Here is a 14725-nt window from a genome sequence, read left to right on the forward strand (position 1 = left end):
CAGACGACAACTAGGCTCCAAGGTGTTAGCTCAGCGAGCCTCCTCACGAGAACTCGCCCGCTAGCAACTGCTAGCAGGCGAGGGCGCTTTTATCTTTGAACTTGCTTAGAGAGTCTAAGCAGGAAGGGCGATCTCGTGTTACGGTTACCAGCCGAACTGAAGAATAAGGCGCTGCTGTCCTTTCTGGGTAAAGTCTACTTTACCCAGTAGATTGCGGTTTCTCAGCCGCCGCTCCTGGATAGCCTGCTGAGCAGCATTTAAAGAAGTAAAGCCTCACCGGCAGAACCGGTGGGGCAACACAACATCAGGGTGCATTTAGTAGGCTTAGCATACCCAGGAGCAGGGCAATACCTCTAGGCAGCTTGGGTTTGGACGTGACGATGATATAGATCAAGGGCTTTCTTGCGTAGCATGCAGGGCAGGGTGACAGGAGAGAGTACACCTACCAGCAAAATGAAAAACCAGGTGCTCGCATCGTTGGGCAGTTCATTATGCTGGATTGCGCTCTGAAGTGCGATCGCAATAGCCAGGGCAGAGAAGGAGAAGTAGAAAAGCATCGGATGTTGTCTGGTGAGGGTTTACAAAGCAATTAAGGTGGTGGATGCTCCTCGCTTGATTTGAATATTCCCACCTTGTCTACTGCCAGGACAGGGTAAGACTACCGAACTCAGCCCTTAAACATTTGCTTTGACAGACCTGTTGCCTTTAGAAGGCCTCAGTTCAGAGGAAAAAGACGCCCTCATCCGAGGTTGTGGCAAGAGCTGCAAGCCCTGCGGTCGGAAGTGGAGAAGAAGCGGGTCAATAAGACGCCACGCAACTCGAGCTTGCCACCGACAAAGGGGTTTAAGCCAAATCAAGCGATTACAGCTTGTAAGACCGAGTTGCGGCAGCCAGTGTGGGCCGCAAGGGGGTGGCCGGGAACTGAGTCAACAGCCAGACCAGGGGTGGTAGTGCAAACCAAAAGCTGCCCCCACTGTGGAGCCGAGGTAGACGCCGCAGAGCAGCAGCTCAAAAGGATTTATGAGCGTATTGAACTGCCGCCTGTGAAAGTGCAGGTAACGCGAGTGGAACGCTACGGCGGCACTTGCCCCTGTTGTCAGCAGACCTACGAAGCCCCAGTGCCAGCTGAGCTAGAGCCTGGTTCCCCCTTGGCAACTCTATTGCCAGCATGGTGACGTATCTGCGCTATAGCCATGGGGTGAGCTATGAGCGCGTGAGCCAACTGATGGGTGAACTCTATGGACTAGAGATATCAGAAGGGGGCGATTGCCAATCTGCTGCAACGGGTGCAGGGGCAACTAGTGACTCTACAGTTTAGACAATTGATTCACCCTAGAGAGGGGTGTGTTACAGTTACTACCCAGGATTTAATCAAGCACATCGTGATTGTGTAAACGGTATTACAAGTAAGAAGATAGGTGTTTCATCACGGTGCTCGACTTTAGCCCATGGCTTCTGATCCCTCCGCCCAACAAGAGATGCTTGAACTAACTGGGGACCTCGTTGAGGCACCTTTTCCGATTGTTGGGGTCGCTGCTTCTGCAGGAGGGTTGGAAGCCTTTACCCAGTTACTCAGCCATCTACCGACCGATACCGGGATGGCATTTGTCCTGATTCAGCATCTATCGCCGGATCACGAGAGTTTGTTGGCCGAGATTCTGACCAGAGTAACTCCTCTGCCCGTGCGCAAGGTGCAGAGCGGCATGAGCGTAGAGCCGAACCAGGTGTATGTGATTCCGCCCAATACCAAAATGATTCTATCTGAAGGACGACTGCAACTGTCGCCCCGTGAGAAGGTATTGGGCAAATATATGCCAGGGGATGCCTTTTTTGCTTCGTTGGCAGTCGATCGCGGGCACAAAGCGATCGCTATCGTTTTATCGGGATCGGATGGCGATGGTTCGTTAGGACTGAAGGCCATTAAGGCCGTTGGAGGCATAACGTTTGCTCAGTGTGAAGACACGGCCCAATTCGACAGTATGCCGAACACGGCGGTTGCCACTGGGAATGTTGATTTTGTGTTGCCGCCGGCGAAAATTGCTGAAGAACTGGAAAACCTGAGCCGCAATCCCATGCTGGCTTATCCACGGTCACCAATCTTGACAGAAGAATCGTCTCAACCCACCGATGCTTTGGCGACGATTTTTGCCTTGTTGCGCTTGAATACAGGGGTTGACTTTAGCCGCTATAAGCCCAACACGATTGATCGGCGAATTCAGCGACGAATGCTGCTGTATAAGCTGGAGAATTTAGCAGACTATGCTGCTTATCTGCAAGCGCACTCAGCGGAAATCAAAGCGCTCTATGAAGAAATTTTGATCCATGTCACCAGCTTTTTCCGCGACCCAGATGCATTCGACCTGTTGAAGGAGCGAATCTTTCCCACAATTACCCAAAACAAGTCTGCTGACGTGCCCATTCGGATCTGGGTAGCAGGCTGTTCGACCGGCGAAGAAGTGTATTCGATCGCCATCTGCCTGCTGGAATTTTTGGAAGATCAAGGTATCCAATTTCCAATTCAGATTTTTGCGACCGATATCAGCGAAGTGGCGATCGACAAAGCCAGAGCAGGCATTTATGCCGAGAATCAGATGGTGGAGATGTCAATCACACGCCGTCGTCGGTTTTTTCATGCCATTGAGGGCGACCGATTTCGAATTAGTAAAGCGGTGCGCGAACTCTGTGTGTTTGCTCGTCAAAACTTAGGCAGCGATCCCCCGTTTTCAAGTCTTGATCTGATTAGTTGCCGCAATGTGCTGATCTATTTGGGAGATGCGCTGCAAAAGCGAATTATGCCGATCTTCCATTACAGCCTCAACTCGACGGGCTTTCTACTGTTGGGCACTTCCGAGAGCACTGGTCAAGCTTCAGATCTGTTTACGTTAGTCGAGAAAAAGTACAGAATTTATGCCAAAAAACTTACTGCAACTCGTCCAACATTTTCATTTATCCCGAGCAGCTATCCGCTGACGAAGGTGAGCGATCGTCAGCCTATGCCTGCTCCAAGCGAAGAATTTGACTTAGAAAAAAAGGTCGATCACCTGATTGCCAACCATTACGCTCCCGTGGGAGTGGTGCTCGACGATAAAATGCAGGTGCTGCAATTTCGGGGAAACGTCGATCGCTACCTGAGACTGGTTTCTGGAGTCGCGAACCTCAACCTATTCAACTTATTAAGGAATGGCTTACTAGTCGAGGTACGTGCCGCCATTTATCAAGCCCAACGGCGAGAGATACCCGTCACCAAGAATGGACTGCGTCTGGAAGAGGGCGATTCTCGTTCCGAGACACTAGGTGAACCTGTGAGAGTCATTAACCTTCAGGTAATTCCCTTTAAAGTTCCAACGACTGAAGAACGCCGCTTTTTAGTGCTGTTTGAAGATGTAGCCCCCACTAGCGGTCCTAGTCCCATTCATTCAGATCTTCCTCAGGGAGATTTGGAACGGGAAAACGCACGACTCAGGGAAGAACTTGCCGCCGCCAACCAGGAGCGAGCTGCAACGCAGGAATATTTGCAGGCGATTATCAAGGAGCAGGAGCATACCAATCAAGACCTCAAAGTTGCCAATGAAGAAATTTTGTCAAGCAATGAGGAACTGCAAAGCACCAATGAGGAACTAGAAACTGCCAAAGAAGAAATACAGGCGACCAACGAAGAACTCAACACCACCAATGAAGAACTCCGCAGCCGCAACGGGGAATTGCATCAGGTCAATAATGATCTGACTAATCTGCTTGCCAGCATTAATATCCCGATTTTGATGTTGACCAACGACTTACGCATTCGCCGCTTCACGCCGACGGCACAGCGTTTGTTCAACTTTATTCCTAGCGATGCCGGACGACCCTTGAGTGACATCAGAGCTAATCTCAACATTCCAGACTTAGAGTCATTGCTGTTGGAGGTGCTGGAAACCCTGGGCGTGAAAGAGCTAGAGGTGCAAACTCAGGGTGGGCATTGGTACACGTTACGGATTCGCCCCTATCGCACCACCGAAAACCAGATTGATGGTGTGGTCTTGGTGCTGCTGGATATTGATGCCCTCAAGCGCAGTACTGCCACCCTAGAAGAAGCCCGGAACTATGCCGAAGCGATCGTCGAAACGGTACAAGTGCCGCTGGTTGTGCTGGAGTCTGATTTTCGAGTGAACACCGCCAACCGAACCTTCTATGACACGTTTCAGGTAGCTTCCCCCGAAACCGCGCAAACGCTGCTGTTTGATTTGGGCAACGGTCAGTGGAACATCCCCGGATTGCGATCTCGCCTAGAGGAGATTCTCACCAACAATTTAAGCCTGCAGAACTTTGAGGTGGAGCATGAATTTGAGCAGATTGGGCACAAAGTGATGCTGCTGAATGCCTGGAGGATTACTCACGTTGAAGAGACTCAACGAATTCTGTTAGCAATCGAAGACATCACAGAGCGTAAGCAGTTTGAAACCGAGCGATCTCACCTTCTGAGTCAGGAACAGGCTGCTCGCCAAGAAGCGGAATCTGCTAACCGTGCCAAAGATGAATTTTTGTCGAATCTCTCTCACGAACTCCGTAACCCGCTAAGTACTATGTTGGGGTGGTCGCAACTACTCCGTAATCAGCAGCTAGATGAGGCAACTGTCGATCGTGCGTTAAACGTAATCGAGCGGAGTGCCAAGGTACAATCTCAACTCATTGAAGACCTGTTGGATCTTTCGCGCATCACCAGTGGCAAGCTACACCTCAACACAAGGCTGCTGGACCTAGTATCCATTGTGAGGCACGCGATCGAATCGGTTCAACTCGCGGCTGAGGCTAAAACAATTCAACTCGTTTTACAGCTAAATGCTGCAATAGTTGTGGGCGACAGCGATCGCTTGCAGCAAGTGATGTGGAACTTACTGTCTAACGCCATCAAGTTCACACCAGACGGTGGACAGATAGAAATCACAGTAGCCCCCGTGCAGACCTATGCTGAAATTCGAGTCAGCGACACGGGACAAGGCATTTCAGCAGAGCTCTTGCCTTACGTGTTCGATCGCTTCCGTCAAGGAGACTCTAGCACCACGAAAACTAGGCAGGGGTTAGGGTTAGGGTTGGCGATTGTCCGACATATTGTGGAACTGCATGGCGGCATAGTGCGAGCCGAAAGCCGTGGAGAAGGGCAGGGAACCACCATTACTGTGAGACTTCCCCTCCGCTCACTGCCTCCAGAGTTTACACCGTCAGGTTACTTAGAACTTACAGCAGAAGAGCTTTCAGAACCCGTAAAACAGGAGGTTCCCTCACTGACGGACTTACGCATTCTGGTGGTTGATGACGAGGTGGATAGCCTCGATTTGATGAAGTACATTCTAGAGGCGGTCGGAGCAGACGTTGTGACGGTTACCTCAGTTAAAGAGGCGATCGAGGCTTTGACTGGTGAGCCTAGTCGATATGACGTGCTCCTAGCTGATCTCGGCATACCTGATGAAGATGGGTTTGCGCTGATTCGACAGGTGAGAGCATTAGATGCGGTCGCCGGAGGACAGATTTCGGCAGCAGCCATTACAGCCTATGTCAGCGATCGAGAACGGCAACAGGCGATCGAGGCTGGGTTTCAGATGCACGTGGCTAAACCGATTAACCCGACTCAATTGATTTGGATGGTGGCAAACCTGAGTGGACGAGTGAGTGAGGAGGAAGTGCAGGGTCAAGATCAATAGATGGACTAAGCATATCGTACGCTCGTGTTGCATAGAATTTAGGCAACAACCGCCATTTAAGTCGGCTAGGGTTAACAGGTATGGTATCTCCACAACTAAATGCGGTGTATCAAAGAGCATGGTTACTGCAATAACGGGCAAATGACCTACCTGAATCGCAGCAAACGCTTTAATCAGAAGCACTGAGCGTAAGCAAGTCGAACGGCTTTTAGAAAACCTCAACTCAGAGCTAGGACGCCAAGTGCAAGAGCGTGCGGCTGAGTTACAGCAGGCACTTAATTTTGAGGCAGGTCTAAAACGAATTACTGATAAAGTGCAGGACAGTGATCCCTTTTTATGGCAAATTAGTCCGTGTTTCTTAGGAATCTACCTCGCACTCAATAACATTGCCAAAAAGTAGATCATGCCATCCGAGACTAAAAGGCTGCATTGATGCGATTCGCCATCGAATTTCCCACGCTTTCCACAGTAATCAAATCTCGCTTACACAAACATCTTGACACTCTCTTTTGAAGACAGAGTGCAATCGAGAAGTCAGCTTGATCAACGATTTGCTATCTCTAACGACTTGAAGCAGGTGAGCATGCCTTAAACATGGAACCCATTGGCTACATAACTGCTCGCACAAGTGGTTGCCCCTTTCCAGGAGCGGGTGCGCGATCACTAGCAAACCTTCCAGATAGACCTCCCCTCAAGTCTGCCTGTTTTAATATCCGAGCCGGCAACCTTAGAGCGAATTTTGACAGAGTTGTTCAACAATGCTTGCAAATACACACCACCGAACGGACAAATCACCGTCATTATCCAAGCTAAGTCGAGTTTGATGCAAATTCAGATCAGCAACACAAGTGGGGAAATTTGCGCCAATGACCTCACTCATATTTTTGATAAGTTCTACTGCATTCCGAATGCTAATCCATGAAACAAGGCGGAACCGGATTAGAACTGATCCTCGTGCAGAAGCTAATCGAACGTCTGGGCGGTACGATTACTGTTGAAAGCACAGCAGGACAGCTTCACTTCACGCTTAAACTTCCATTACTAAACTTTTTAAGTTGAGCAAATTAGAAATTTATGGCTAGACACGACATCATCGTTATTGGCACTTCAGCTGGTGGACTTAAAGCACTAGGTATGGTCTTAGGTGCTCTCTCCCCTAATCTGGATGCTACCCTCTTTATTGTTCAGCACCTCGCTGCCGATAAACCTAGTATCTTGCCTCAAATTCTGACAGATGTGAGCGCTCTTCCTGTAGTTCACCCGTCAGATGGAGAGCTAATTCAATCAGCGCGAATCTACGTCGCACCGCCCGATCATCATCTGTTAGTTAATCAAGGCGTGATGCGCGTGGTGCGCGGACCTCAAGAAAATCGATTTCGCCCGGCGATCGACACGCTATTTCGTTCAGCTGCCCGTGCTTATGGTCCCAGAGTAGTAGGTGTAGTGCTGACTGGCTATCTGGATGATGGCACAGTAGGGTTACAGGCAATTAAGAAACGAGGCGGAGTTGCGATCGTGCAAGACCCAAACGAAGCTGAATATCCCAGCATGGCAAAGAGTGCCTTGCGGTTTGTCAAGGTCGATTACTGCTTGCCGCTCACAGAAATTTCAGACCTGCTAGTGCAGTTGTCCAAAGAACCCGCCGCCGAGGAGGAGGCATATCCAGTGACTGAAGAGATCGAAGTCGAATCTAGGATCGCGGAACAAGGAATGAACACCCAAGAGTTTTTAGAGCATGTCGAAGCGATTGGCGTTCGTACCACTTACACCTGCCCGGAATGCAACGGTAGCATATGGCAAATTGGCTCATCAGAGCCACTGCGATTTCGCTGTCATATAGGGCACTCCTTTACGGCAAATGTATTCCTATCAGAGCAAACTCAGAATTTGGAAAATGCTTTATGGTCGGCTGTTCGGACAATGGAGGAGAGAGTGACATTTTCGCGTCAAATGGCTGAGCGGATGGAAAGTTACAACCTACTCAACGATGCCACGAAATATCAAGAGTATGCAAAGAATTTAGATCAAGAAGTAGCGCTGATTCGGGGACTGATTCTCAACGGCTTTGCAACAAAACGGATGCTTACTACAGATGAGGAACAGTGAGAGTCACTGTAGGCTTAACCTTGGAAAACTACCAATGGCTGATTGGCACGATCGTCAGACTTTTGAATGGTTTGCTGAATGCTGGCAAGGTCAACGTAACAGTTGGCAACATCAATCAGAGAGCGACTGGTCATTGACCGCAAACTAACAACCTCAACTCGAACACCTTGAGCCGCAACCGCACTTACCACATAAACGAGATCTCCATTGCCGCTAACTAAAACAGCGGTATCGCAATGCTGAGCTAACCTCATCATATCCACCGCAATTTCCACATTTAGATTAGCTTTTTTGGCGCTATTCGCATCTTGTGTTACCACTTTAGTAATGACGCGGAAGCCACTATAACGCATCCACTGGAGAAACCGATACTGCTTCTCGTTTGTCGGATCGCAGACTGTGTAAAAAAAGACGTGAACCAAGAAATTTTTAGTCACTAAATATTGGAGCAGTTTGACATAATCAATTTCAGTATTTAGTTCTAAAGCGGCATAAAACAGATTCGATCCATCAATGAAAATAACCACTCGACTACGATCGTCTTTGTTAGGAATGCAATTTTCATTGGCAGACGAATTGGGCATGTCATGGTGCAATACAGTAGCTGTAGATTTTGATTTTGGATGAGATGCTGTCTCTTGTTTTCCCTGAAATCTTTTTCTTAGAGGCACTACCTATCATTGAATGGCTTCTTGGCAAAGTGTTTATTAAAATGGACGTAAATACTTTTAAACTGCCTATCTCTTACCACTTGAAGTAAGCCTAACAGGCTCTAATTCTTTAGAAACATCGATTTCGTTGTAAAATTTTCTGAATAATTTTAATAAGGCCATTCTGCTAACTTCTCCATCGCCTGGAAGCATTTTCATAAATTCCTTTATCTCTTCAAAAAACAACCACTTTGCTTCAGCCATCAGCTGGATTTCTGTATTCATCAGTTCTAGTTCTTGATTGGTCTTATCTAGTTCCTGCTCGATCACTTGCTGTTGCTGTAGCTGCTCAGATAAATACTGCTGCAGGGAATTGATTTGTTCACGCAACAATACAGTTTCATCTTGAGCTTTTTCAAGAGCAAGGGTTTGTTGACACTGCTCGCTGGATGACTTGCTAGTAAGAACACACTGTTGATCAGAATGAATTAACTGCATTTGCCAGAAGTTGTGATTGATTGAAATGAAAGATTCACGAACGAAGTCATCTTTAGTAGTGCTGAACCATGGAATCTAATTGAGCTCGGAAGCTTTCGACAGCCAAGCGATCGCAAGTCGTGATCTCGACTAGATCAACCATAGAAAACCTCAACATGTAAACTTCAAGCTGAGCTTCTGGTAGTGCTTTAAACAACAGCTTTTCCCCTGGAAAAACAACACGTTCAAAGTACCAATTTGAAATATTTGTGATTCGAGCAATTTTGAGTTGCTGAGTGTCGTTCACGTAGCAGCAGAGAATGCCGTTAGCACAATCAGCAGGTAGACTATCTAGAATTTGAGTCATGGTGACGAGTCTTGTAGAGCATTATGTCCATTGAATTGTTGGGGCGATCGCACCTAACAGAACAATTAAACCGAGCGATCGCCGGAAATAGTTAACGCCCTGAAACAGTTCTTGCCACGCTCAGGTGAGTAGGGAGCCAAAAGCCAGCGCGTCTAGACCTCTATGGATGTTGCCACTAGTGAGCAGGAATGCGAGTAGAGTTGCTGCAAGCCAGACCAGAATGGGTAGATTTGGCTTCTGAGCCATCACAATGTTGCCATCGCTATCCGGAAAGTTTCGATTGAACAAAGTATTTTCCATGAGTTCGGATGGATTTATTGATGTTCCTTATCTCAACAAGAATTAAGTATGACGCTTCGATGTTAGAGATTATGTCTGAGTGAATGTTTTACTTTTCGTATACTTATACATGCCCTGCTAAAACATTCAAAAGCTATAGGTAGTGTTTGACTTCTTTACCCCAAAAGGGGCAAAACGTATTTGATGCTTTCTGTTTTAGTGGAAAGCGTCAAACAAGAATTACAGAGTCTGACTGATGACTGCAACCTTGACCAAGCGGCCCTTATTTCGTCTGATGCAACAGGTTAGTTTTGTTGGTGGAGAGGGAATTGTGCGAAGCTACAAACCTAATGCTGGAACTTGGGCATATCTTGTCGAGATGCCATTGGGGGTAGATCCTATTTTTGGCAGAGTAGGAGCAGAAACGATGGTATTGCTCAATGAAGCAGATTTGCGTGCAGCCTGATCCAAAATCAAAGCCGTTGACTGGACTTCTAGTGGCATCGGTCATCGTGTTACATCTTGATTCTTCGTCTCGCCACAACATCATCGCTGTTCACGCTGCTCTTGCTAATTGCCTGCTGAACTGTCCATCCGCCTCAAATGGCAAGCACACAGTTTTTACGCCAAAACCATTTTTAAGAAATTTCTAAGGAGATTTGTGACTGTTCAATCATCAAACTCTGCCCCGACAGGCGAGCAACCGCTTATATTGAAGTCGGGTAAGAGGGAACATGTCACCATGTCCCTCTTACCCGACCTGAGCTGTAGGAATGTCGTTTTTTGGGCACTGTTCATGCTCTAGCGCTACTTGCACCCTGGTTTTTCTCCTGGTCACCCTTGGGAGTGATGCTCACGCTTCATGAGCTCTTTGGTAGCATTGGCATTTGTTTGGGGTATCACGGTTTGCTAACGCATCGCAGTTTCCAGGTTCTCAAGGCACTAGAATACACTTTCGCGTTTCTAGGCGCATTCACTCTTCAAGAAGGTTCCATCTTTTGGGTAGCTTGGCATCGGTTGCACCATGCGTTTGCCGAAGATGTCGGTAAAGACCCTCATTCGGCTCGACGTGGATTTTGGTGGAGTCACATCTTTTGAATCATGTACCCCGCGCTGAATTCCTTGCGACCGAAACCTATCGTAAATATGCGCCTGACCCGGCACGCAACCCGTTTTACACCTAGCTCGATCGTTATTTCCTAGTGTTGCAACTGCCGCTAGGGATTCTGCTGTATGCGCTGCGGGGCTGGTCATTTGTCGTCTATGGGGTGTTTGTACGAGTGGTGCTGCTCTGGCACACGCCTTGGCTGAGCAACTCCGCCACGCACCTGCTTCGCAATCACACCTTTGAGACTGAAGATGGGTCGCGCAATCTCTGGTGGGGAGCCCTGCTCATGTTTGGAGAAGGATGGCATAACAACCATCACGCTTACCCAAAGGTGGCAAAGGCTAGCTGGAAATCGTGGCAAGTGGATATGACATGGTGAGCAATTCAAAGTCTGAAAGTACTGGGGTTAGCTCAAAAAGTAGTGATGCCTCCCCTACAAGCAGAAATAATTGAGTAGACATGGAGCTCTGCTCAATTTTCCGAAACTGTTCGATCGTTCCGTGTCACTCCGCTCCATTCCCGCTCTTCAAGTTCTTTTTGAGGTAGTAACAAAGCGGCTTTAATCTCCTGCCGCACAGCGGTGGTCACTCCACAGTTGCTATTGAGGCAATCGAGCAACAATTGATTCGCGTCATAATATCCTTGCAATACTTTTTGCTGCTCTAGGCTGAAGTGCCAGTCATGCTGGATGTGGCGATGCTTAACGATCGCCGCCTTCAATTGCTCTAGCCAAGCGGGATAGTTTGTTTGCCACCAGTTTCCAAGTGTCTCTCTGCTTTGTTTTGCATTGGGAAGTTGATCTTTTAACTGGTGTAATGCTTGCTGTAATTCAGGATCGAGAGTGATTGCCAGCATCGAATTGAGTGCGTCAATGCAGGTAATAGCGGAATTAGGTTTGAAGCTAGTCGTACATTCCATTACCAGATGATCGAGGGCTGCATCTAAAAAAATATCTTGATCAAGGGTGCAGGCAAGGGCAAAATGCGGGGCGATATGAGGAGCCTGAGCTAGAGCAAGGTAGAAGGCACGGGTGGCAGCCGGCTGGGGAGGCGCAGCAAGAGATTTTTGGCTTGCCCAGGTGAGAAATTTTTGCAGGTATGGATCTTGAGCCGCGATCGCATCAATCTCTTGCTTCATCAACTGCATTAGAGAATCTGCACTTCGCAGCATAGCCACCGTTAACAAAAAGATTTCCCGCCAACGGGGGTCAGTAACATGGCTGACAAGCTGCTCCAGCGCTCGATCGGACGCTTGCAGATTATAACTGGCAACGATCTTTCGAGCCGTAAAATATTCTTGAAATACCTGATCACAGAAAGAGAAGATTCCTTGCACCCGTTCTGCCAACAATCCATGCTGCAGCTCGATCGCCTTGAGTATTCCTTCACTGTCTAATTGCAGTTCCTCTGGCTCGATCGCAACGTTGGGTAAATTACGGATGTACTCCCCAATGTGTTGTTCAACGGCTTGTTGCTCAAAAAAGTAACTCCCTTGCTCAAACGTGACTGTAGCAATCTGACTGAGGAGCTTGAGCTTTTGCGGCAATAAAAAGCCGTGATACATCTCGTCTCGCTCAATGCCTTTCGTTTCGTCCCATTTACTAAGCAAAAGCTCTAAACATTGCTTATAAAACTCTGAACGTTTGGTAGGGAATTTGCCCTGATGATAAAAAACCCAGCAGGCAAGGTGGAGAAACAGCGGCGTCACAACTAGTCTACGGAAGGGTATGTTTTCAGGCAAGCCTAGCTGCTGGGTGAACTGAACGGCTTGTTCTTGCCCAGCTTGAAACGTGGTCTTCGTCAGTGCTGTAAACCACTTTTGAGCAAACGCCACAATTTGGTCTTGAGTGAATGGAGCCATCTCCACATCTGTGAAACGTCTAAGGCTAAGGGCTTTAGACGCTGTACGGCAAGTTACGACAAACAGATTCTTCTGATACTTTTCCGAAAATCGGCGAATTTCGTTGACAACCCCCTTACAATCTTGATCAAGCACTTCATCTAACCCATCCAGCAACAACAACACTCTGCCCTCTTGCAGCAGAGTTTTAAGCACAGATAGGTCTGAAACACCTGAACTGCGAAAGTCCTCAAAAATATAGCTGAGTAAGCTCAACTCACCGACTGCTCTAGATTCATCGGCAAAATCCCTCAAGCTGACAAAAATTGGAACTCGATTAGTAGCAAAGCTGCCCTGATTGCACCGAATTGCTAAATGTTGCAAGAAGGTGGTTTTACCTGCCCCTGGTTTCCCTAACACTCGCAGCTTCGAGTAGATTTCGATGGCTTTCACACCCACAATTTGAGTCTGAGATACTTCTCCTAAGCCAACCCGATCGAACTCTTTGGGCGTAAAGCGTTGTAGGTCAGCCAATTCTAACCACTGCTGGCTCGGAATTTCCTCTAAGATGTTGACATTGATGTAGAGGTCGTCAATCTTGACAGGGCGGCTAATGTTCAATAACTGCAAGGTGCCGCACTGGTCTTGAATTTTGTGCTGGCGTTGCGATCGCACCTGTCGTACTAGATTGTCAATGTCTACAGCCAGAGCACTAGTAATTTCTTCAGGCTCAGGAAATTCTGCGGGAGGATCGATCGCAATTTCTCGCCAATCCAAATCTAGAATCGAACAAAGCTCCTGAAAAACCTGACGATCAACAGGTTGTCCCGTAAAAAAGCGCCAGACCGATTGGCGCGTCTTTAAGCCTACCTCACCCGCCAGATTTTCTTGAGTCCACCCCTTACGAGCAAAGGCACGCTTTGCTTGTTGAATCCCAGGAGATGATGCTTGGAGCGATCGCTTGACCATGAGATCAAACTCCTAGTTTTCATCTTAAAAACTTATACAGTGATCCACAGTTATGAACTTATGATCTTCTTTCGCACTAATAATCAACCATAGGACTGAAATCTTATGACTTTGGAAGAATTTTCTATAAGTTTTATCAAGACTTCAACGTATAGGGAAGCCTATTCATTACACGCACATTTCGAAACATTTCAAAGGCCCTTGAAAGCTAGATACAGCGCTACTCTCCATTCTTAAGGCCATCTAGACTCATATTAAGACTAACAAATTTAGATGAAGAGATATCGGTAGTACTAGATAGGTAGTGATGCGTCGTAGTAATGGATGAAGTTCCATAGCAAGCTGATGTGGTTGCGCAAGCACTTTGAAAACGCTAGGCTGCGCCTGACAAAGCGTGAAACCTGTTGCCTCAAGGTGTTGTTGAATCGCGCTATATAGCTCGTTTTGCCACTGTCCTTACTCACCACTCCATGTTGCTTCTGGGGCAACACCTCCTGACATACCTCCCAATTGTCGGTGTAGATAACAGCACACTGCCGATAAACCTTGGGCAAAGAGTCTCACAACCTTTGAGCACTTCTCCGGCTGCGATCTCCTACATAAGCTCCAATAATTTCTCTGGTTTGAGCATCCATTGCTAGCCAAACCCATTGCTTGTGGCCCCTGCGATCAACAAAAGGCCACAGCTCATCACACTGCACGCTTAGAGCCCCCTTTTTTTGGGTGTACTTGAGCTTGTTTTGGCGTCTGGGCTGCTTTGAGGTGAACGTAATCTTGGAGCCATTGCTCTGATACCTGCGTCGCTCGGGCAATACTTGCCATTGAGATACGCTCTAACAGAAGACGGTCAAGGAGGTCCTGAGTGGCTTGGTTGATTCGCTTATCGGTGGGGTGCTCGACAAACTGATAGCCGCAGTTGCGGCACAGAAACCGTTGTTTACCCGTATGAATGCGTCCGTTCTTAACCGTCCGAGGGGAACTACATTTTGAGCAGGTCGGCATTGCTCTTTAGTAGATAGCTTCCCTTCCACCCCAACAAATCGATCATTACCTCTGGAGTCCTACCCATAACTTTATTGACTCCTTGGCAGAACTTAAATTCAATATTAAAGCTCATCTATTCTTTTCTCGGTAGTAAGGAATAGTAATGGTTAAGAACGCAAAGAGGCATTGTAATGATGCACAAAATACCAAATTGCACCAACGTGGTTACTCAACTTTTTGGAGAACGACAAGGTCTTACGAACTAAGC

The 14725-nt window shown here is 47.6% G+C and carries 9 protein-coding genes and 4 pseudogenes; 5 read left to right on the top strand and 8 right to left on the bottom strand.

Going from position 1 to position 14725, the window contains the following annotated elements:
* Positions 1 to 353: 353 nt before the first annotated feature.
* Positions 354 to 557 carry a hypothetical protein gene (locus H6G13_RS27015; RefSeq protein WP_190488751.1) on the bottom strand — a complete coding sequence of 68 codons (204 nt, stop codon included), beginning with the start codon at positions 555 to 557 and terminating at the stop codon, positions 354 to 356.
* Between the two features lie 393 nt (positions 558 to 950).
* On the opposite strand from H6G13_RS27015, the gene H6G13_RS27020 reads away from it, so the two are divergent.
* The 3 genes from H6G13_RS27020 to H6G13_RS27035 all read left to right on the top strand — a co-directional run bounded on the left by H6G13_RS27020 (position 951) and on the right by H6G13_RS27035 (position 7784).
* Positions 951 to 1175: an IS66 family transposase zinc-finger binding domain-containing protein gene (locus H6G13_RS27020; RefSeq protein ID WP_190488753.1), complete on the top strand. Its 225-nt coding sequence runs from the start codon at positions 951 to 953 to the stop codon at positions 1173 to 1175.
* Positions 1176 to 1448: 273 nt separating this feature from the next.
* The gene (locus tag H6G13_RS27025) at positions 1449 to 5678 is read left to right on the top strand and encodes a chemotaxis protein CheB (protein ID WP_190488755.1); all 4230 of its coding nucleotides are present in this window, start codon (positions 1449 to 1451) and stop codon (positions 5676 to 5678) included.
* Between the two features lie 1074 nt (positions 5679 to 6752).
* Complete coding sequence (locus H6G13_RS27035; protein ID WP_190488759.1) at positions 6753 to 7784, top strand: chemotaxis protein CheB; 1032 nt, start codon at positions 6753 to 6755, stop codon at positions 7782 to 7784.
* A gap of 14 nt (positions 7785 to 7798) precedes the next feature.
* Here the strand turns inward: H6G13_RS27035 and H6G13_RS27040 are convergent, their stop codons facing one another.
* From H6G13_RS27040 to H6G13_RS29595, 4 genes and pseudogenes are all read right to left on the bottom strand, one after another.
* Entirely contained in the window at positions 7799 to 8368 is a 570-nt protein-coding gene (locus tag H6G13_RS27040; RefSeq protein ID WP_190488762.1) for an NYN domain-containing protein, read from the bottom strand.
* A 153-nt stretch (positions 8369 to 8521) separates the two neighbouring features.
* The gene (locus H6G13_RS27045) at positions 8522 to 8932 is read right to left on the bottom strand and encodes a hypothetical protein (protein WP_190488764.1); all 411 of its coding nucleotides are present in this window, start codon (positions 8930 to 8932) and stop codon (positions 8522 to 8524) included.
* 52 nt (positions 8933 to 8984) lie between these two features.
* Positions 8985 to 9278: a DUF1830 domain-containing protein gene (locus H6G13_RS27050; protein WP_190488767.1), complete on the bottom strand. Its 294-nt coding sequence runs from the start codon at positions 9276 to 9278 to the stop codon at positions 8985 to 8987.
* A gap of 21 nt (positions 9279 to 9299) precedes the next feature.
* Positions 9300 to 9578 (bottom strand): annotated as a pseudogene (locus H6G13_RS29595) (hypothetical protein).
* Positions 9579 to 9813: 235 nt separating this feature from the next.
* Between H6G13_RS29595 and H6G13_RS27055 the strand changes: the two are divergent.
* Positions 9814 to 10023 carry a hypothetical protein gene (locus H6G13_RS27055; protein ID WP_190488769.1) on the top strand — a complete coding sequence of 70 codons (210 nt, stop codon included), beginning with the start codon at positions 9814 to 9816 and terminating at the stop codon, positions 10021 to 10023.
* A gap of 317 nt (positions 10024 to 10340) precedes the next feature.
* Positions 10341 to 11122: pseudogene (locus H6G13_RS27060) on the top strand (fatty acid desaturase).
* Positions 11123 to 11136: 14 nt separating this feature from the next.
* Here the strand turns inward: H6G13_RS27060 and H6G13_RS27065 are convergent.
* The 3 genes and pseudogenes from H6G13_RS27065 to H6G13_RS27075 form a co-directional block, all read right to left on the bottom strand.
* Complete coding sequence (locus tag H6G13_RS27065; RefSeq protein WP_190488771.1) at positions 11137 to 13473, bottom strand: NACHT domain-containing NTPase; 2337 nt, start codon at positions 13471 to 13473, stop codon at positions 11137 to 11139.
* Positions 13474 to 13766: 293 nt separating this feature from the next.
* Positions 13767 to 14475, bottom strand: a pseudogene (locus tag H6G13_RS29600) (IS1 family transposase).
* 149 nt (positions 14476 to 14624) lie between these two features.
* Positions 14625 to 14725 (bottom strand): annotated as a pseudogene (locus tag H6G13_RS27075) (IS1 family transposase); the annotation flags it as partial.

Origin of the sequence: Pseudanabaena sp. FACHB-2040, from assembly GCF_014696715.1 — a bacterium.
Taxonomy (GTDB): Bacteria; Cyanobacteriota; Cyanobacteriia; order Phormidesmidales; family Phormidesmidaceae; genus JACVSF01.